The 17,516-nt window shown below is 50.3% G+C and carries 22 protein-coding genes, 3 pseudogenes and 1 other annotated feature; of the genes and pseudogenes, 2 read left to right on the top strand and 23 right to left on the bottom strand.

The features are described 5' to 3' along the window. Positions 1–188 precede the first annotated feature (188 nt). Together DXA70_RS04400 and DXA70_RS04395 are read right to left on the bottom strand one after the other, a co-directional pair. Positions 189–368 (bottom strand): annotated as a pseudogene (locus DXA70_RS04400) (DNA/RNA nuclease SfsA); the annotation flags it as partial. 13 nt (positions 369–381) lie between these two features. Beyond that, positions 382–909, bottom strand: a complete 528-nt coding sequence (locus DXA70_RS04395; RefSeq protein ID WP_128117715.1) for an isochorismatase family protein — start codon at positions 907–909, stop codon at positions 382–384. A gap of 306 nt (positions 910–1,215) precedes the next feature. After that, positions 1,216–1,475: a binding site (T-box leader), on the top strand. A gap of 106 nt (positions 1,476–1,581) precedes the next feature. Between DXA70_RS04395 and DXA70_RS04385 the strand changes: the two genes are divergently transcribed. Beyond that, positions 1,582–2,526, top strand: coding sequence for a bile acid:sodium symporter family protein (locus DXA70_RS04385; RefSeq protein ID WP_128117714.1), 945 nt, complete (start codon positions 1,582–1,584; stop codon positions 2,524–2,526). 353 nt (positions 2,527–2,879) lie between these two features. On the opposite strand, the gene DXA70_RS04380 is transcribed toward DXA70_RS04385, so the two are convergent. Further along, the gene (locus DXA70_RS04380) at positions 2,880–4,934 is read right to left on the bottom strand and encodes a TIM-barrel domain-containing protein (RefSeq protein ID WP_128117713.1); all 2,055 of its coding nucleotides are present in this window, start codon (positions 4,932–4,934) and stop codon (positions 2,880–2,882) included. A 122-nt stretch (positions 4,935–5,056) separates the two neighbouring features. Next, positions 5,057–8,269: a PAS domain-containing hybrid sensor histidine kinase/response regulator gene (locus DXA70_RS04375; RefSeq protein WP_128117712.1), complete on the bottom strand. Its 3,213-nt coding sequence runs from the start codon at positions 8,267–8,269 to the stop codon at positions 5,057–5,059. A gap of 287 nt (positions 8,270–8,556) precedes the next feature. Between DXA70_RS04375 and DXA70_RS04365 the strand changes: the two genes are divergently transcribed. Continuing rightward, entirely contained in the window at positions 8,557–9,357 is an 801-nt protein-coding gene (locus DXA70_RS04365) for an SDR family oxidoreductase (protein WP_128117711.1), read from the top strand. An 87-nt stretch (positions 9,358–9,444) separates the two neighbouring features. Here the strand turns inward: DXA70_RS04365 and DXA70_RS14105 are convergent. The 19 genes and pseudogenes from DXA70_RS14105 to DXA70_RS04280 form a co-directional block, all read right to left on the bottom strand. After that, positions 9,445–9,644, bottom strand: a pseudogene (locus tag DXA70_RS14105) (relaxase); the annotation flags it as partial. Beyond that, positions 9,578–9,811: a hypothetical protein gene (locus DXA70_RS13580; protein ID WP_158565132.1), complete on the bottom strand. Its 234-nt coding sequence runs from the start codon at positions 9,809–9,811 to the stop codon at positions 9,578–9,580. The pseudogene DXA70_RS14105 and the gene DXA70_RS13580, both read right to left, overlap by 67 nt. An 86-nt stretch (positions 9,812–9,897) precedes the next feature. After that, positions 9,898–10,059, bottom strand: a complete 162-nt coding sequence (locus DXA70_RS13730) for a hypothetical protein (RefSeq protein WP_165852876.1) — start codon at positions 10,057–10,059, stop codon at positions 9,898–9,900. Between the two features lie 82 nt (positions 10,060–10,141). Continuing rightward, entirely contained in the window at positions 10,142–10,471 is a 330-nt protein-coding gene (locus DXA70_RS04355) for a hypothetical protein (RefSeq protein ID WP_097778305.1), read from the bottom strand. Positions 10,472–10,532: 61 nt separating this feature from the next. Next, positions 10,533–11,468, bottom strand: a complete 936-nt coding sequence (locus DXA70_RS04350) for a hypothetical protein (protein ID WP_128117710.1) — start codon at positions 11,466–11,468, stop codon at positions 10,533–10,535. Positions 11,469–11,687: 219 nt separating this feature from the next. Continuing rightward, positions 11,688–12,047 carry a DUF2500 domain-containing protein gene (locus DXA70_RS04340; RefSeq protein WP_128117709.1) on the bottom strand — a complete coding sequence of 120 codons (360 nt, stop codon included), beginning with the start codon at positions 12,045–12,047 and terminating at the stop codon, positions 11,688–11,690. A gap of 1 nt (position 12,048) precedes the next feature. Continuing rightward, positions 12,049–12,396: a DUF6054 family protein gene (locus DXA70_RS04335; protein WP_097793435.1), complete on the bottom strand. Its 348-nt coding sequence runs from the start codon at positions 12,394–12,396 to the stop codon at positions 12,049–12,051. 173 nt (positions 12,397–12,569) lie between these two features. Next, the gene (locus tag DXA70_RS04330) at positions 12,570–12,773 is read right to left on the bottom strand and encodes a transposon-transfer assisting family protein (protein ID WP_128117708.1); all 204 of its coding nucleotides are present in this window, start codon (positions 12,771–12,773) and stop codon (positions 12,570–12,572) included. Next, the gene (locus tag DXA70_RS15050; protein ID WP_278321312.1) at positions 12,763–13,002 is read right to left on the bottom strand and encodes a YodL domain-containing protein; all 240 of its coding nucleotides are present in this window, start codon (positions 13,000–13,002) and stop codon (positions 12,763–12,765) included. The genes DXA70_RS04330 and DXA70_RS15050 overlap by 11 nt, the downstream gene beginning before the upstream one ends. A gap of 61 nt (positions 13,003–13,063) precedes the next feature. Further along, positions 13,064–13,138 (bottom strand): annotated as a pseudogene (locus tag DXA70_RS15045) (hypothetical protein); the annotation flags it as partial. Beyond that, a complete protein-coding gene (locus tag DXA70_RS04320; protein WP_128117707.1) occupies positions 13,126–13,383 on the bottom strand; it encodes a hypothetical protein in 258 nt (85 codons plus the stop codon). The pseudogene DXA70_RS15045 and the gene DXA70_RS04320, both read right to left, overlap by 13 nt. Further along, a complete protein-coding gene (locus tag DXA70_RS04315; protein WP_128117706.1) occupies positions 13,365–13,898 on the bottom strand; it encodes an AbrB/MazE/SpoVT family DNA-binding domain-containing protein in 534 nt (177 codons plus the stop codon). Before DXA70_RS04315 ends, DXA70_RS04320 begins: the two co-directional genes overlap by 19 nt. A 178-nt stretch (positions 13,899–14,076) precedes the next feature. Continuing rightward, positions 14,077–14,313 carry a hypothetical protein gene (locus tag DXA70_RS04310; RefSeq protein ID WP_128117705.1) on the bottom strand — a complete coding sequence of 79 codons (237 nt, stop codon included), beginning with the start codon at positions 14,311–14,313 and terminating at the stop codon, positions 14,077–14,079. A 60-nt stretch (positions 14,314–14,373) separates the two neighbouring features. Next, complete coding sequence (locus DXA70_RS04305) at positions 14,374–14,634, bottom strand: type II toxin-antitoxin system PemK/MazF family toxin (RefSeq protein WP_243001077.1); 261 nt, start codon at positions 14,632–14,634, stop codon at positions 14,374–14,376. 21 nt (positions 14,635–14,655) lie between these two features. Then, a complete protein-coding gene (locus tag DXA70_RS04300; RefSeq protein WP_128117704.1) occupies positions 14,656–15,147 on the bottom strand; it encodes an HD domain-containing protein in 492 nt (163 codons plus the stop codon). Positions 15,148–15,202: 55 nt separating this feature from the next. Further along, positions 15,203–15,679 carry an NUDIX domain-containing protein gene (locus tag DXA70_RS04295; protein WP_128117703.1) on the bottom strand — a complete coding sequence of 159 codons (477 nt, stop codon included), beginning with the start codon at positions 15,677–15,679 and terminating at the stop codon, positions 15,203–15,205. Positions 15,680–15,727: 48 nt separating this feature from the next. Next, positions 15,728–16,447 carry a DUF554 domain-containing protein gene (locus DXA70_RS04290; RefSeq protein ID WP_128117702.1) on the bottom strand — a complete coding sequence of 240 codons (720 nt, stop codon included), beginning with the start codon at positions 16,445–16,447 and terminating at the stop codon, positions 15,728–15,730. Positions 16,448–16,464: 17 nt separating this feature from the next. Continuing rightward, a complete protein-coding gene (locus DXA70_RS04285) occupies positions 16,465–16,947 on the bottom strand; it encodes a peptide-methionine (S)-S-oxide reductase (protein ID WP_097774964.1) in 483 nt (160 codons plus the stop codon). Between the two features lie 97 nt (positions 16,948–17,044). After that, on the bottom strand, positions 17,045–17,476 hold the full coding sequence (locus DXA70_RS04280; RefSeq protein ID WP_243001075.1) for a GNAT family N-acetyltransferase: 432 nt from the start codon (positions 17,474–17,476) through the stop codon (positions 17,045–17,047). Positions 17,477–17,516 lie beyond the last annotated feature (40 nt).

Here is a 17,516-nt window from a genome sequence, read left to right as displayed (position 1 = left end):
CGGTACCTCCCGGTTTATTACTTTGGATTCGTTGTGTTCAGTATACCATGGTTTTCCCCTGCGGAAAAGATTTCGAAAAACAAAAATGGCCCCGGAGGGCTTGTTGCAGCTCTCCGGGGACAGATCCGATGCACCGGTATCTTTCATCTTGTTCCAAACAATCGCATCCATTATAATAGAGATTTTATCTTGCGTTTCGGGTTGTCCGACACTTCCAGACGCACCGCCGCACCGGGCAGCAGCAGTTCCCTGCACCGCCCGGTGTTTTTGACATGGACGGTTTCCACCGCACCGTTCACATCTATATGGGCAATAAAACGATTGGGACGGTCAAGAAAAATGCCGTCCACGATCTCTCTGTATTTCAAAACTCACTCCATTTCACTTTTTGAGCAATTCCAGCGCCTTATCCATCGGTACGCAGTCTGCATAGCAATCCGGCCAGAGGAACTCATTATAATAGCGATAGTTCTGCTCCCTTGTCATGTACTCATTGTCCTGCGTAGAATTTGCGTAGGCGGGAACGATCATGTGCAGGCCATGCTCAAAGCCTGCCTCCACCGTTGCATTGATGCAGAAGTCCGTCATGATGCCGCAGACCATCACATCTTTTTCGCCTTTTGCAGTCAGATATTCCAGCAGGCCGCTCTCCTTTTTGAATGCACTGCAGACGGTCTTGACGAACCGTTTTTCGGTCGGCAGCGGTGTGAACTCAGAGTAGACCTCAAACTCGTCGTCCCCGATGGAGAAGCCTGTCCCTGGCCCATCGTCATGCTGGACATAGATGACCTCTATCCCCTGTTCGCGAGCGGTCCGGATCAGTTCTTTAACATTGCTGACAAACTTTTCGAACGCATACAGGCGTTCATCCACGATACCTTTCTGTGTATCCACAACCAGTAAAACCATATGCTATCCCTCCTGTTTTTCTTTAGTCCCATCCTACCACAGACTGCCGGTTTCTACAAGCAGATTCAAAAAATCCCCACAGGAAGCATATAGCCTGTGGGGATTCCTTCAGCCGCCCATGACGATCAGAATCAAAACCACGACCACCGCAATGGCGATGAGACAGCCGCAGCCGCTGCCGTCTCCGCCACCACCGCCGTCATCGTGTGAGCAGTTTTCACTTCCGGTGTGAATCAGATGAAAAACTAGAGGGGTCGTTTTTCTTGACTTCGACCCGGCAGAAGAGTATACTTCGTGGCAGTGAAATATTCGGCTATGACGAGAAAGAGTACCCGGAAAGAATGCTGCAGAGAGCTGCCGGATGGTGCAAGGCAGTGCAGGGCGTCCGTGGGAAGATCCTCTCCGAGCTTTCCGGCTGAATGGGCGGTATCTACGCCCCAGTAAGCGGGAACGGCAGGCCCCCGTTATCACGGGCCGCGCATTGTTGGATGCGCACTGAGGGGCCGGGCTTTGCACCGGCAATAAGAGTGGTACCGCAGAGGAGTTTATACGCCTTTGTCTCTTACGAACCGTAGGGGACAAAGCGTTTTTGTTTGCGGGAAAGCCATTTTCCGGATGTTTCATTGCCTTTGCATCCGCAAAAACAAGTGTTTTGAAAAAGGAGATTTCATCATGAAAACATTGGAAAAAGTAAGCGACTTTGTGGGCAAGTACATGGCCGCCATCGTCATTGTGGTAGCGGCACTGGCTCTGCTGTTCCCCGGCACCTTCAGCGTGGTAAAGACCGCATGGGTCAACACTCTGCTGGGCATCGTTATGTTCGGCATGGGTCTTACCCTGAAGCCGGAGGACTTCAAGGTAGTGTTCAGCCGCCCGAAAGACGTGGTCATCGGCTGCATTGCCCAGTTCACCCTGATGCCCTTTCTGGCATGGGCGCTGACCCAGCTGTTCCACCTGCCCACCGAGCTGGCTATCGGCGTCATTCTGGTGGGCACCTGCCCCGGTGGCACCTCCTCTAACGTGATGACCTACCTTTCCAAGGGCGACGTTGCACTGTCCGTTGGCATGACCGCAGTTTCCACCGTGCTGGCGCCCTTCCTCACCCCGCTGCTGACCCTGCTGTATGCCGGTCAGCGAGTGGATGTGAACCCGGTGAATATGTTCCTGTCCATCGTCAAGGTGGTGCTGGTGCCCATCGCACTGGGCTTTGTGGTCAATCACTTCTTCCACGCCTTCACCCAGAACGCCGTCCGGGTGCTGCCGCTGATCTCCACCACCGCCATCGTGCTCATCATCTGCGCTGTTGTGTCCGCAAACTCCGCCAAGATCATGACCAGCGGCCTGCTGATCCTTGCCGTGGTCATCCTGCACAACCTGCTGGGCTACCTCACCGGCTTTGGCGTGGGTAAGCTGCTGAAGCTGGATTCCACCAAGTGCCGTGCAATTTCCATCGAGGTCGGAATGCAGAACTCCGGTCTGGCCACCTCTCTGGCTGCCGCCCACTTTGCACAGTATCCGCTGGCAACCATCCCCGGCGCTGTGTTCTCTGTGTGGCATAACATTTCCGGTGCCGTCCTCGCCAACTTCTTTGCCCGCACCGCCGAGAAGAAGGACTGAGTTCCTACATACCATAAAGGGCTGCTGCACAAGGTCTGTTCCCTGTGCAGCAGCCCTTTTTTCAGTACAAAATTCTGGAGACGTGATGTTCCTGCTTGCCCAGATACAGCTCCACGATCATCCGTCCGTTTTCGGTGTTGCAAAGCTCATCCCTACAGGATATGCTCTTTTCACAAATGTCGCTGTGAACGCCAATCTATCCTTGAGCCACTTCCCAGCACACAGCGGGTACCCGACGACTTCATGAAACAGCTCAAACAGAACAGATCTCTGTGGTTCAGACAACAAAAAAGAGTGACAGCATTTCAAGCTGAAACGCTGCCACTCTGTAGGAACTGCGTAATGACTGACGATTATCCTTCTACTTTGACCGTAGCACGATCGCTCTTTGCGTTTCCATCCGCATCCAGCGTGATCTGCACAAAATGTTCCGGCTTATCATAATCCTTTGTCTCGCCGTCATCGGTATAGTATTCATAGGATGCACCATCGGGAGCATAGGCAAGCAGGCGCAGATCTGCAAAATCCACATCGGCAACGCTCTGGATCTTTTTGCCGTCCTTGGCAAGGGGCAGAAGGTGTCCCTTGCGCATAAAGAACACCACTTCATCCAGCTCCACCGGAATGTAATGATGGCCTGCCGGCAGCACGCTGGTTTCCATGCGGTTGCTTTCGCTGCACTTTACCCGCACCTGCAGCATCTCCTCCGGCAGATAAACATACCGACCTCGGGCATTTTGCTCATATACCGGGGCGATCAACAGGCTTTCACCGATCATCACCTCATCCTCTACCCGGCGGGCAAAGTCGTCCTCCGGGAAGGCGAACGCCAACGGCATACTGTACATGCCGTCGTGCAGGGCAGCTTTCATGTACTCGCTGTAAATGTAGGGCAGCAGCAGGTAGCGCAGCTGTAAAATACCGGCAAAGGCGGCCTTGTTCTTAAAGCGGTAGGGTTCCTGCCGGCGGGTGCCGTTGGCAGAGTGGTTCCGCAGCAGCGGAGAGAAGATGCCCAAGCCGTACCAGCGCAGCACCAGATCCTCCGTGGTATTGCTGCCAAAGCCGCCAATGTCGGGGCCTTCGTACAGGAAGCCGCACATATTCAGGGAGGGCATCATGTGCAGCGCAAGCAGAATGTGGCTCCACCAAGAATGGTTGTCGCCGGTCCAGATGCCGCCATACCGGTGCATCCCGATGCAGGCAGAACGGGAGTACATCAAAATGCGCTTGTCCGGCTCCAGCCGCTCAAAAGCCTCGCCTGCAGCACGGGTCATGTTATAACCAAAAAGATTATGTACCTTGTCGTGCCGCATACGCCCCTGTTTGGTGTTGTGGTAGAACATCTTATAATCGTTTTCGTTGTTGGAAAGCTCTGCCACCATGCCGGTAAAAGCACCAAAGCTGGAAATATCCAGGTTTTGCTTGTTGTATTCCCCAATTTGGGCAAAAGTCTTTTTCAGTCTTTCCTCTGCGTAGAAGATAGCAGGCTCGTTCATATCATTCCAGAAGCCCTCGATCCCCTGATCCAGCAGAACTTTATATTGACTGCCAAACCAAGCGCGGGCTTCCGGGTTGAGCATATCGGGGAAGTGTACCCGTCCCGGCCACACACCGGCTACAAAGGGGGTGCCATCCTGATTCGTGCAGAAGTAGCCGTTTTTCACGCCTTCCTCGTACACATCATATCCCTCTTCGACCTTGACTCCTGCATCGATGATGGGGACAAGATGGATGCCCTGCGCTTTCATCTCGGCGGCAAAGTCCGCAAAACGCGGGAAGCGCTGCGCATCCACCGTAAAGTCCTTGTAACGCTCCATGTAATCAATATCCAGAACCACAGCGTCCAGCGGCATATTATTGGAACGGTAATTTGCCACCACCTCGCGGACCTCGTCCTCGTTCATGTAGCTCCAGCGGCTCTGGGCGTTGCCAAAAGCCCATTTGGGCGGAATATAACTGCGTCCCACCAACTGGCGGAACTGGTGCACAATATCGGTCAGGCTTTCGCCCTCAATGATGTAGAAATCGTAATTTTCCTCGGCCACCGTGATGCGTAAGGTATCCATGTCGGTGTAGCCGCAGTCAAAGGTGACCTTGCCCGGGTAGTCGATAAAAAAGCCAAATGTATCCTTGCCGGACACGATCATAAAATTATAAGCACCGTACAGCGAGGATTTGCCCTCGGTATGGTTGCCGTCATCGGAGCATTTGCTTTCGTACACCCACCCGCGCTTGTTGATACCACGGACGTTTTCGCCAAGACCATACAGGACATCCTGCGGCTCCATGGCATAGGAGAAACCATCCGGCTCCTTGGTCAGATAGGGTATCGTTTCCATCATGGGCAAAAAAGAACCCACTACACTTTCGGTATCAAAGGGTTGACCGTATCGCTTTTTGTAGATCATAGTAAAACACCTCTCCTTTGTTTTTTTGAATCGTCACAGTGTAAAACGTACCAACGTATTTTTGATGGGCAATGATAGCAATTCAACTTTTTAATGCAACAGCAACAACGTTGAATTGCAGATCACAGCCACTGTTTCAGCACATCGTTCAGCTTATTCAAATCAAGCGGTTTGGCGATATGCTCGTTCATGCCGGTGTTCTTTGCCAGCTGCACGTCCTCGGCAAAGGCATTTGCCGTCATGGCAATGATGGGCACTTTGCCCCGGCTGCCGGCAAGCGCACGGATCGCAGCAGTGGCTTCGTAACCATTCATGATGGGCATCTGGATGTCCATAAAAATGAGATCGTACCACTTTTCTGGCGCTTCCATCACCTTTTCGACTGCAATTTTTCCGTTTTCGGCAATGTCAATGGTCACGCCCGTCATGCCTATGATCTCGGTTGCGATCTCACGGTTCAGCGCATTGTCTTCCACAAGAAGGATCCGCTTGCCCGCAAAGTTTTCCTTCGCAAAGTCTTCCAGATAGTTCCGGGCGTTTTTCTCCTTCTTCCCGGATGTAAACTGCCGCAGAGTTGCCGTCAGACGGGAACGGAACAGCGGTTTTGCCATAAACGCATTCACGCCCGCCGCTCTGGCTTCTTCTTCAATTTCGCTGAAATCAAAGGAAGTCAGGATGATGATCGTGACCTCTTCTCCTACCCGTTCCCGGATTTTTCTGGCGGTTGCAATACCGTCCATTTCCGGCATCTGCCAGTCCAGAATCACCGCAAAATAGTCGCTGTTGGTCTCATGACGCACATAGCAGCGCTCCACAGCTTCCTTACCGGTCAGAACCCATTCGCCCGCTATGCCGATTTCCTGAAGGGTCGCAACGGTGCTTTCGCAGCAGGTCTTGTCATCGTCCACGACCAGTACCGGCAGATCGAGCAGTTCTTTTTCCTGTTCCTTCTCGTTCTCCTGAAGCTTCAGATAGACCGTGACCGTGATCTTCGTTCCCTTGTTGGGAGCGCTTTCGACCTGAATATCACCATTCATCAGGTTGACGATGTTTCTTGCAATGGCCATGCCAAGACCGGTGCCCTGCACCTTGGTCGTCCGGTGATCGTCTGCCCGGCTGAACGGCTCGAACATGATTTTCTGGAATTCCGGCGTCATCCCGATGCCGTTGTCCTCGATGGAAAACTCGTAGCAGCCAAGCGCCGAGAAGCCGTTCGGTTTTTCCTTGATCGTAAGGGTGATGTTTCCTCCATCCGGGGTATACTTGACGGCGTTGCTCATCAGGTTCACAAAGACCTGCTGGATGCGCAGGCTGTCGCCGCAGACAGCTTCGTGCTCGATGTGCTCAACATGGACTTCGAGCTGATGTTTGTGCTCGTCGATTGCCGGCTTTGTGAGGGTGAGCAGGTTATCGACCAGCTCCGGCAGGCTGAAATCCTCCTCGGCAAGGCTCATTCGCCCGCTCTCGATTCTGGCCATATCCAGCACTTCATTGATCAGTCCCAACAGATGACGGCTCGATTTTGTGATCTTGCCAAGGCACTCGACCACCCTGTCCTGACTCTCGATATTCGCGCCCGCAATGGCGGTCAAGCCAACGATTGCATTCATCGGTGTACGGATATCATGGGACATATTGGAGAGAAATTCTGTCTTGGCGCGGCTTGCGTTTTCCGCCGCCCGGTACGCATCCTTCAGTGCCTTATGGGATTCGATCTCGGCCTTTTTCTCCTGTGACACATCCATAGAGGCCAACAGTGCTTTGACCAGCTTTGTGCCATCCCACTCCAGCGGAATGAAGGAAGCGATCTTATAGGTGTTCTCATCTATGGAGCAGTATTCAAATTTGTAGATGTCGTTCTCGCCCTGCAAATTCTTGCGGATATTTTCCGGCGAGATCAAAGCGGCCAATGCGTCCAGCGGTTCCAGTGTCTTATACTTTGCAGCCACCTGCTCCACAAAATCATGGTAGGTTCCCGTCGGCGCGTAGATCATGTCGCCTTGCAGATTGTAGAACCGATACCGGTCATTCTCCAGATCGCAGACGATAAAGCGGTCCAGCAGACGCACCATACTCTTGATCAAAAGATCCATCGATGCGTTATCTGAGGCCATCTGCATCCGCCGTGCCGTCTCTGCTTTGGACTCTGTGATGTCCCGCAGAAAAATCATCGCATATTCGGAATCTTCGATCTCGCCGCGCATGACCACGTTGCTGACCCATCGTTCCTTCCCATTCAGAACGATGCGGCACTCCTGACGCAGCTCCGTCTCCAGCCCCTTTAATTTTTCCGTGATGTAGGCGCGATTGTAGAAATTCGTTACAGACTTTTTATCCTCTTCCACCACATAGTTATCCACAAAGAACCGGACCAGTCCATCCCATGTGTGATTCTGCTCAAAGGCCGTCATCAAAGAGGGCTCCACTTTGAAAGTATCAAAGGTGTTCTTTTCCAGATTTACATAGTATTCGCAGAGGTTTGCGCTGGTGAATGCGCGGTGGAATGCCGCTGCCCGCTGCGCCTGCATCAGGCTTCTTTTTTCCGCGTCAATGTTGCTGATGATTCCGGCAATTCGATTGGCCGAGCCATCCAGACGGCGTATCACCTCCGCCGATGCTCGGAACCAGTGGTATTGGCCATCCTGCATTTTCAGTCGGTACTCAACATTATATTTTGTAGTATTGGTTTTGTCCGCAATCGTTTCCAAAAGCAGCTGCATTACCCGGTTATAGTCCTCCGGGTGCAGAAGGTTCGACCACGAATCCAATTTGTTCGGAAAATCCAGAATGTCATGATAACCAAGGATCTGCCGGAACGCATGGCTCCAGTTCACATGAACGATCTCACCGTTTTCATTACACTCAAAATACCATAGTGCAGAATGGATGGATTCATTGACCAGCGCAAGGTTCTCATACGCCCAGTTCATCTGTACTGACAGGATCCAGATCGGTGTTCCATCCGTATCGACTGCATCTTTTTTGTAGAGACGCACATAGACGGGAGAGCCATCTGCCGTGAGGATCCGGCCTTCCCCTCCGCCCTGAATCTGACGAAAGCGCGCATTGTCGAGGAATGTGGCATCTTTCTTATAGAAAAGATTCTTCAGCGAACCCTTTGTCTGCTCCATCAGGGATGCATAGCTGTGGTTCAGATTATGCAGCAACAGATCACTGACCGACAGGATCGACAATTCGGCATCATAGTACCCGGTAATGGTTCCGACACCGCCATTATGATAGATCGTCTCCTGCATGGCCTGAAATGCATCTTTTCCCAGCCTTACCGTATCGGAAGTGTAGATTTCATCTGTAAGTCTTCTATCGAATTCCATTTTCATCCTCGTAGGGTTTTGATTCTGCCGCGCACTTCAATTCTGGTATGTCTTTTATGGTCAACTGGCATACTGATTTTTGATCAAGCTTGTACAGTATAGCTAGTATAGTATACTTGCGCAGCGTTTCGTTTTCAAGTGCTAATTGGCATTGGCTGTGTAAAAAATCTGCGTGAAAATTTGCGCAAGTTGATCCCTGTACTTTTCCACGATCCGGCTATCCGTATAGACAGCCGCCCTGCGATACGGTATACTCGAACCAGATCAACATTTTCAGGAGGAAAATCATGGTGGGAGAAACCAACAAGGTGGTCATTGTTACCGGAGGAAGCTCCGGCATCGGGCGGTGCACGGCATCCGCTCTGAAAGAGAGCGGCTGCGTCGTCTATGAGTTCAGCCGCAGAAGTATCCCTATGGAGGGCGTCACCCATCTATCTGTCGATGTGACCGATGAAGATGCGGTCAACGCCGCTGTGCAGCAGGTCATCCAAAAAGAGACCAAAATTGATGCAGTGATCAACTGTGCAGGCTTTGGCATTTCCGGTGCGGTGGAGTTTACGTCCATGGAGCAAGCCAAAGCACAGTTTGATGTGAACTTCTTCGGAACGGTCAACGTGAATAAAGCAGTTCTCCCCTTCCTGCACCATCAAGGGAAGGGGCATATTGTGAACATCAGCTCCGTTGCCGCCGTAGCACACATTCCGTTCCAGACCTTCTACTCCGCAAGCAAAGCTGCCGTTTCCTCTTACTCTTATGCTCTGGCAAATGAAGTCAAGCCCTATGGCATCCATGTTACTGTCGTAGAATTGGGTGACATCTGCACCGGTTTTACAAAGGCACGTCAAAAAAGCATTCTCGGCGATGATGAATACGGCGGGCGTATCTCCCGGAGCGTCAGTCAGATGGAGCACGACGAGCAAAACGGCATGGACCCGGCACGCATTGGGCGGTACATCGCCGGTATTGTGGAGAAAAAGAACCCGGCAGTCGTTTATGTTGCCGGTGCACAGTATAAATTCCTGAGCCTTTTGTGCAAACTCCTGCCCGCCGCAGCACGCGGAAAGATCGTGGGGAAAATATACGGGTAACAGGCGCATTGCTCCGCAAAGCTGCTATATAAACTAAAAAATCCGCCGAGGATGCCTCCCAACCGGGAAAGCTCCTCGGCGACTTTTTTAACGTGTCTGTGTTTTCTCGGTGGTGTCCTTTTCCTCTGCAAAAAATCGTTCTACGTTTTTCTGAGCCCGAACCAGTTCTTGCATCTCGTTCCGTGCCTTGCGGTAGTCCGGGTAGGCTGCTTCTTTTTTGTCAGTAGCTCTGAGAACTCCGCATCCAACTCCTTGACCTTCGGCAGCTTTTGAAGCCCTGCTTCGTCATTGGTCGCCCACTTTTTGTAGCCGACGCTTTTGCCCTCTGCCATTTTTCCCTGAATGTCCACCGCACATAGCGGTTCATCCGGTTGTTCCAGATGTCAAAGTCGGCGCAGGCGGTGGCATCCGGGCGCTGGGCAAGGGCGAGATATTCTTCGGTTTTGCTTGGCATTTTGACCTCCTTCTTCAGATTTTAGGGTATAAAAATAGCGGGCAACCGTTTTGAGGTTGCCCGCTGGAAAGTGTATCGAGATAAGATTATTTGCTATTGCCCTTTATGTACTTCATAACGCAGCACCCCATCACGATGACGGGAAGCACGGTTCGTAAACCGAGGTCGCCGACCCGCACATTTACATCAATCACAAGCCCTGCAAACCATGCCGCTAAAGTGAAAACAGTTGCCCAACCGTAACTCATAGAACTGTACTCCTTCCTATGTGAATATTCCAAACTTCCTTCTCAGCTTCAGCTTTCATAGCTGCCCGCAAGGAACTTACATTTATTCGACTCGAATGTTTACCGGATTCAGTGTAAGGTTGCCTCCGCCCGCCACCTTATACCATTTGCCTCGTTCAAGTTTGATTCTTTCCGTTACGCCCTGTGTAATATATCCGATTCTGTATTTTTCTCCAGTCTCTACATCGGTAAAGACCACCTCAGTATCACAATCACCGCTCACTTTTACAGTTCCCCAAAGTGGCTGTATTTGTTCTGTCTTTATGGTGCCTTCATCGTTTGAAAGGGTGAAAGTATGGCTTCTCTGAATATTGATATAAATCGCCACCAGAAAAACCGTTGCCAGACATAAAGCAAACCTTCTTGTTTTCATCGAAACACCTCCTGCAAATTCGGTTTTATCGAATCATATCACATAAGCGGACTCTTCAAACTTACAGCTCAGTTTCCACCGCAAGCTGCTCCTGCTTCTCTTTTTCGTCAGCGATTTGGACGTCAATATCTTCACGCATCTTTTTCAGAAGTGCGAGGACTCGCTTGATTTGACCCTTGGTGTTTTCCACCCTGCTCTGTGCCTGATTGATGTGATCCAGAACTGCCCAGTCTGCAAAGAGGCCGTCAAAGAAGAAATCCGCAAATTTCAAAAAGCTGTCCACCGTAACCTGAAGGTCTGCGGTGATTTCAACATCGGAAAGTTCAGTTTTGAACCGCCGCAGTTCCACTTGGAGCTGTTCGATTTGTTCCTGCGCATCGTCCAGTTCCGCATACTTGGCGAGATCCACCCCTAGACCACCGCCCATTACGTCCCATGTACTCCAGCCCTCGGCATTGTCGAGAGTTTCCAGAACTTCATTGACCGTGTGCAAGGCAGTCTTTCCGGCGTTGATGGCTTCCAGCAGCTCCCGTTTTTGGACTTTCAGCGCGGCAATGCGGCTTTCGCTTTCTGCAACCTGCTGTGCGGCAGGGTGGGCAGATGCTTTGATGCTTTTGATTTTTTCGGAAAGAGCAGCTTGATACTGCCTTTCGCAATCGGACAGCCGTGCCAACCTATTTTGAATTTGTGCTAAATCAGCATCAACGGAAGAAAGGTCATGGAGAGCCGCATCGTACTTGACACGGGCTGCATAGGCTTCCTGCCGTTCCTTGTCCAGCTTCTCATCCATCTTTCCGATGACCTGATAGAAAAATGCGGCAAGGCTGTGTCCCTCCAGACGGTCCACATCAGCCTGCTCTGCCAGCTTGGATTTTTCCAGCTTTTTCAGGCGGTCAGCAAGCGTATCTCTCTGGGCGGTCAGTTCTTTCTGCTTTGCTTCACAGTTCTTCTTTTCTGCGACCTGCTGCCAAAGCTCTTTCAACGTAGAATCACTCATAGATAAAGTCCTTTCCCTGCATTACGGCTCTTCGTTCAGAAGCTGGTTCAAAAAATGCTGCCGATTAATTACAAATGTTTTGGTGATAACGTAGCTGTCCGTATCTTTATACTGACAAGGATGAATCGTGCCATTGTCGAAGCTAAAAATTTCAGCATCAGGCATTCCGAGGAGAATGAGTGAATGTGATACGATACCATATATAATGTAGGAGAACGCTTAGCTCCGCTCAAACCCAAGATAGCGGGTGCCCTGAAAATTCAGCTTTCCAATGTCGCCCTCCACAAGCATTCCGTAGTCCGAACCCCTTACGGTAAGTTCCATGCGGTCGCCGCTCTCTACCTGAAAGGTCACATAATAGGTCGTGAACGTATGCGCCATCGTATTGTCTGTATGGTGGCGAGAAACTTCCGTGCGCTTTGCCACAACCGTTGCCGGAACGGTCAGCCGCGGCGAATGGTTGTTTTTATTCCATGTGCTGATATTTCCGATGATGGTGTATAGGACCATACCCAAAACCACAAAGAACAGGATAGGAAACAGAATGCTGAACAGCATATCAATTCCAGCGTAAAACATCTTATTCCTCCAAAATTTCTTCCAGCAGGTCTTTTACATCGTCCAGAAAAGATTCTTCTCCGAGGGTGTTCACCTTGAAGAACACCGCTTGACTGCCTCCTGCGGTGATGGCAGACAGCCGAATCGGACTGTCCGCATTCTGGAACATGGTCAGTGTCAGACTCAGGCGGTTGCCGCCCATCATGCTGTACCGTTCAAACACACGGACACTGCACCGGGCATCGCCCTCTTTGAAATCACTGCCCGCCTCTAAATCTGCCGACCAACTGCTGTCCGGGATTTCTTGTTCCAGCTTCCGAAGCAGCTTGTCAAAGTTTTTGTTTCGGATGGTCTTTTCAAAGATTGCCATAATGGTTCCTCCGTTCTGACAATTAAAAATCAGTCCCTTATTTTTGATACGAGCAGAGCCACAGGAAAATTGCGGAGAAACCGCTTGAAGAGAGGAATTTTGTCTAATTTGATTATAGCATATCTTTTGGAAGAACAAAATACTTTATGTACGCCGCCCGCAGGCGGCAAAGATCAGTCCGGAGGAAATTCCAGTTCGGCAAACTCTGCATCGGTCAGCAGTTTCAGTTTTTCGATAACGCCCTCCGACAACTCCCGCAGGGCGGTTTCATCCGGCATCAGGTAGCACTGCATGAGCCGCAGTTCGTGGATAAGCCCCAGCCGGGTGCCGGAGTTGTAGAGCATCATCAGCATGAGTTCCTCATGGTTAAAGTTCATGAACGTCCCTCGCTTTCCGGCAGACGGTTGGATTGCACTCCGGGGCATCGCACTTTTCCTTGAGATTCATCAGTACCGAATGGCGTTCCGGCTGCTTGTCCAGAAACCCCTGTAAATCTTTGAAGCCGATGCTGTCCACATAATGCACAGACACCTCGCCATTGCGTTTGAGTGCGATCACATCGCTGACCGACAGGCTGTGCCCATGGTAATCCGTCGGGGCGGGCACAGTTGAATTTCTGGTACAGCTGCTCCAGCAGTTCTGCTTGCGGAACGCTGCGCTTTCCTTCCGGGAGATTGCCCCGGTACAGGATCTCGTAATTCTCAATGGACGGAGCAATGTTCTGCTTATTCAGATAGCGCATGGCGGCAAATCGGAGCGCAGGGTCTGCATCCTGTTGCAGTTGCATGACCAGATAGCAGTCGTGCCCGCTTTGCTGGAATTACGCAGAACTTCACTGGAAACAGCTTCTGCCAGTGCCTCAAAGCAGCCATCATCCACCTTATACCAGAGATTTTTCTCCGCATCGAACCATTTTTCCTGATTTCCGCGCGAAGTCGTCACCACAACCCTGTCGTTGGTATGCAGCGTCAAATAATTTCCAGCCATTTGTGATCCTCCGCCATTCTTCCCTGCGTCTTTTCAACAAGCAGAACCGGGTCATATTCCGGAACGCCAACAGCATCCAGATAGTAATCCAAGCCCTTTCGTGTTTTCGGAATGCATCGGTCTGCCAGAAAGGCCAGGAAGTCTTCCCATGAGGGCGTTTCGTTCACACCAAACGCAGTATCCAGTATTTCGTCAACTTTGTTTTCGATGCAGATCTGCTCCGCTGTAAAATCTGCCAAAATCACGGTACACAACGTATCTCCGTCATAATACCGATATTCTTTCAGCTGATGTCCTTTCTGTTCTGCATTTCTGCGGAACAGTTCCGGGTCTGTTGATGCAAGCGGTCGGACTGTGATTTTTTCACCGTCAAAAGAAAGTTCTACCCGGTCCTCTTTTGAAAGTCCCATCGCATGAAGCCACACTGCCGGGAGATTGACCGAATACTTTTCTGCATTCTTTCCTGCTGTTCCCCCGGCTTTTCTTCTCATAATTTTCACGCTGCGACGATTCATGCACTTCACCTTCCCTTGCAAAAAGAATACCATATTGGCCGCCAACAATCAATGATTTTATTTTGTCAGCAAAATTCCAAAAACTTATGTAACACAAAAAGCCCCACGCTCAACCTGCCTCTGAATCTGACTATCTCTGGTCGGAGCAGAAAAGCATATGTTGAGCGTGGGGCTTTGTTTATCGGCTCGGCTGCCAGCCGGGCTTTTGGTGTTCTTTGGGTTTGTAGGTTCCTTTGATAGTATCGATCACCGCCTGCAGCAATTCGAGCTTCTGCCATGTGGGGCAGTTCAGACGGTCGATTTTTTCGATCACATAGTTGGCGTGGGCGGTTGCGACCCGTTTTCCGAGTTCGTCCCATCCCTCTTTCGTTTTGGGGTAATGTACCACCGCTTCAATGGGGGCACTCTTTCGCATGGCTCACTCACCTCCGATTACATCGCTATCACCTCATTTTTACGGGTTACTGGTTGTCCGCTATTCGCTGCGGTTTCCGCTCAGAACGTTCAGAGCCAGACTGACCAGCAAAGCCATATCAATGCGGAGCATTTCAGCCTTGCTGGCATAGCCCATAAAGCGTTCGATGCGGGATTTATCGATCGTGAAGATCTGCTCCAGAAGAATCATGGACGGTTCTTCAAAGGCCGGGTTGGAATCCACCAGCACATGGGTGGGCTGGTTTTTCTTCTTTTCCGTCCGGGTGGTAACAGTTGCAACGATCAATGTAGGCGAATTCAAAGCAATGCTTCTGAATCATTTTTACACTCCAAACACTGTTTTCGTCAGCCGGATACCTGCTGCCGTCTTCATCGTATGTTCCATAAAGGTTCGGATCACCTGCTTGCTGTACCCGCTTTCGGACGCATTGACGATATAATCCGCCTCAATCAGAATTTGATAGTCAATGCCGTCGATTTGCGCCGGGCTATGGTGGTGCCCTACCAGATAGGCCACCCGGTCGATCTGTTCTGCCGTCATGCCGGTATCCGCCAAGAACTCCCGCACCAGCGGGGCACCCTCCTGCTCCTGATATTTACCATTGGTGTTGCCGTACTTTTTGCGGCAGAGCGGGCAGGCGATATCGTGGGTGATGGCCGCCACCTCCAGAATAAACTGCGTGTCTGCGTCCAGCCCCTCCAGCTCACCAATGGTTTTGGCATAGGTCCACACGCAGCTCAGGTGCGTGATGTCATGGATATTCCCTTCGGAAAAGGCGATCATCTTTTCCATGATCTGTGCAATGGTCATCATTTGTTTCACTCCCGTTTTTAATACTTAAATGTTCACCTTGATAAACGCGAATTTGTTACTCTAATTCCGTGCGAAGGGTGAATTCATCGGGAAGATCGTAAATTGCTTTTTTCAGGAAAAGCGGATAAAAATATTCATCTTTCAATCTATCAAACTCCAGCCATTCAAAAGTATGGATATGCTTTCCTTCTGTCAGAGTAAAGACGTTTCCTCTTTCCAGTAGAGTTGTCTCTGAAATATCCACCAGAAAATAAATACACAGTTCATGATAATGTAGATTATCCACATCTTCGGTAAAAAAAGCCTGATTGAGCCATAATGGACGTGTAATCTTTGGAGTTACACCAAGTTCTTCCTGAACTTCCCGAACCACTGCTTGCTCAGCAGTTTCACCCATCTTAACTCTTCCACCCGGAAGATAAAAATAAGGTGAACGTTCATCGTGCATCGCTAAAATTTTATTTTCCGCGATTATCATGGCACATACTCTATAATTAAATTTTTTATTTTCACAATTATAGGAAATATCCATTGCATTGCCTCCTCTAAATTCTAATTTTCCAATTTAACAAATTCCGATTCATAAAATCCCCGTCAGCGCCACTGCAACCAGAAGGGACGGCAGCAGATTTGCCACCTTGATGGTTCTTGGCCACACCAGATTGATGCCCACACAAAAAATCAGAATATTTCCTACCAGCGAGAGATTGTTCAGCACAGCGTCCGTCATAAAGCCGGACAGCACTACCGCAAGAGCCGTCATGGCACCTTGCAGCACTGCCACCGGAATAAATGAAAACACGCAGCCCTTGCCCATGGAGGACGCCATGATGAGCACAATGATAAAGTCCAGAATCGCTTTTGCCACCAGCGTGGAATGGTCGCCGTAGATGCCATCCTGAATGGAGCCGATGACGGCCATGGCCCCGATGCTCACCGTCAGGGATGCCGACACGAAGCCGTTGACGAACTGGTTGTCGCCGTCACTGCCAGTCTTGTGTTTGAGCCACTCGCCAAAGCGTTCAAACTGTGCATCCAGATCAATAAGTTCACCCAGCAGCGCACCCAACGCCAGCGATAGAATCATGACCATAGAGCCACCGGTGCTCAAAGTTCCGTCTGGCATAACCGTCAGTATCTTGGAGAGCGTTCCCGCCGCTCCCAGAAACACCACGGAAAAGCCCGTGGCTTTGATGATTGTATCCTGATAGCGCTCTTTCAGAAAGCGTTTGAACAAAATACCCTGCACACCGCCTATCACAATGGCCAGCGCATTGATGATCGTTCCCAATCCCCGCATTTTCGTTTTTCCTTTGCTTACTGATTCCTGTATTTGTTTAAGACTTCATCCGGGATATGACAGTAGCTGCAATCTTCCGGGTACCGCTCCAGATGGTGCTGATGCTCCTCTGCACTCCGGACGTAATTCGTCAGCGGCAGCACTTCCACAACGATTTTATCCCGGTCCTTCCGGCTGTCAATAAAGGCTCTTGCTTCTTCCAGATGTCCGGGATTTGTGCTGTAAAGCCCCGTGCGATACTTTTTTCCAACATCAACGCCCTGTTTGTTCAGGCTGTACGGGTCGATGATTTCAAACAGATGCTCCATAAGCTCTGTAACACTGGTACATTTCTCATCAAAGACCACTTTAACGCACTCTGCGTATCCATCATACGGGCCGTCCAGCGTGTTTGTTGTTCCGTTGGCTCTCCCGGCTTCGGTCGTCCGTACACCGGGCACCGTGTCAAAAAAATGCTGGACGCCCCAAAGGCACCCGCCTGCAATGTATACCGTTTCCATACTCTTGACTTTCCTTCTTTTACTGGTACAGTTTGCATCCATGCTCTGTACTCCTTACGGTTTCCTTGCTCGCTGCAAATCGATCCATCATACCAACTCACAAAAAGTGCTTCCGCACCATTGCAGAGTAATTATCATATTGTTGAAAGCCATATCGCTCATAAAATGGGATCGTTTTAGGATCAGACGGCATAACTTTCACATACAGAAGATTTTGATAGAAACTCATGATCCGTTTCATCAGCTCATCTCCAATGTACTGTCCCTGATAAGCAGGGTCCACCAAAAGATAATGGAAAAATGCGACTGTTTCTCCATCATCAAGCGCGCGAACCAGCCCGACCAGCTTATCACCATCCCACGCAGAAATAACTCGTGTGGAATTGTGCATCGGACGGACAAATTTTTCGGGATAATTGCCAGATTCCCAGTGAACGGATAAAAACAGTTTCTGCAATTCATGAACTGCACCCCATTTGTTAGACAGTATGGTATACTGTTTAGGAAATGGGGTGTTTTTGTATGCCAAAGGGAATACCACAGAAAAAATATAGTGGGGAATTCAAAAT

Origin of the sequence: Faecalibacterium sp. OF04-11AC (genome assembly GCF_003460645.1) — a bacterium.
Classification (GTDB): domain Bacteria; phylum Bacillota; class Clostridia; order Oscillospirales; family Ruminococcaceae; genus Faecalibacterium; species Faecalibacterium prausnitzii_I.
The sequence above is the reverse complement of the archived record's forward strand: the minus strand, read 5'-3'. Positions and strand labels throughout refer to the sequence as shown.

Excerpts from the sequence above, each read along its gene's own strand:
- DXA70_RS04395 (WP_128117715.1), bottom strand. The coding sequence starts at position 909 with ATGGTTTTACTGGTTGTGGATACACAGAAAGGTATCGTGGATGAACGC.
- DXA70_RS04385 (WP_128117714.1), top strand. The coding sequence starts at position 1,582 with ATGAAAACATTGGAAAAAGTAAGCGACTTTGTGGGCAAGTACATGGCC.
- DXA70_RS04380 (WP_128117713.1), bottom strand. The coding sequence starts at position 4,934 with ATGATCTACAAAAAGCGATACGGTCAACCCTTTGATACCGAAAGTGTA.
- DXA70_RS04375 (WP_128117712.1), bottom strand. The coding sequence starts at position 8,269 with ATGGAATTCGATAGAAGACTTACAGATGAAATCTACACTTCCGATACG.
- DXA70_RS04365 (WP_128117711.1), top strand. The coding sequence starts at position 8,557 with ATGGTGGGAGAAACCAACAAGGTGGTCATTGTTACCGGAGGAAGCTCC.
- DXA70_RS13580 (WP_158565132.1), bottom strand. The coding sequence starts at position 9,811 with ATGCCAAGCAAAACCGAAGAATATCTCGCCCTTGCCCAGCGCCCGGAT.
- DXA70_RS13730 (WP_165852876.1), bottom strand. The coding sequence starts at position 10,059 with ATGAGTTACGGTTGGGCAACTGTTTTCACTTTAGCGGCATGGTTTGCA.
- DXA70_RS04355 (WP_097778305.1), bottom strand. The coding sequence starts at position 10,471 with ATGAAAACAAGAAGGTTTGCTTTATGTCTGGCAACGGTTTTTCTGGTG.
- DXA70_RS04350 (WP_128117710.1), bottom strand. The coding sequence starts at position 11,468 with ATGAGTGATTCTACGTTGAAAGAGCTTTGGCAGCAGGTCGCAGAAAAG.
- DXA70_RS04340 (WP_128117709.1), bottom strand. The coding sequence starts at position 12,047 with ATGTTTTACGCTGGAATTGATATGCTGTTCAGCATTCTGTTTCCTATC.
- DXA70_RS04335 (WP_097793435.1), bottom strand. The coding sequence starts at position 12,396 with ATGGCAATCTTTGAAAAGACCATCCGAAACAAAAACTTTGACAAGCTG.
- DXA70_RS04330 (WP_128117708.1), bottom strand. The coding sequence starts at position 12,773 with ATGAACTTTAACCATGAGGAACTCATGCTGATGATGCTCTACAACTCC.
- DXA70_RS04320 (WP_128117707.1), bottom strand. The coding sequence starts at position 13,383 with ATGGCTGGAAATTATTTGACGCTGCATACCAACGACAGGGTTGTGGTG.
- DXA70_RS04315 (WP_128117706.1), bottom strand. The coding sequence starts at position 13,898 with ATGAATCGTCGCAGCGTGAAAATTATGAGAAGAAAAGCCGGGGGAACA.
- DXA70_RS04310 (WP_128117705.1), bottom strand. The coding sequence starts at position 14,313 with ATGCGAAAGAGTGCCCCCATTGAAGCGGTGGTACATTACCCCAAAACG.
- DXA70_RS04300 (WP_128117704.1), bottom strand. The coding sequence starts at position 15,147 with ATGATGACCATTGCACAGATCATGGAAAAGATGATCGCCTTTTCCGAA.
- DXA70_RS04295 (WP_128117703.1), bottom strand. The coding sequence starts at position 15,679 with ATGGATATTTCCTATAATTGTGAAAATAAAAAATTTAATTATAGAGTA.
- DXA70_RS04290 (WP_128117702.1), bottom strand. The coding sequence starts at position 16,447 with ATGCGGGGATTGGGAACGATCATCAATGCGCTGGCCATTGTGATAGGC.
- DXA70_RS04285 (WP_097774964.1), bottom strand. The coding sequence starts at position 16,947 with ATGGAAACGGTATACATTGCAGGCGGGTGCCTTTGGGGCGTCCAGCAT.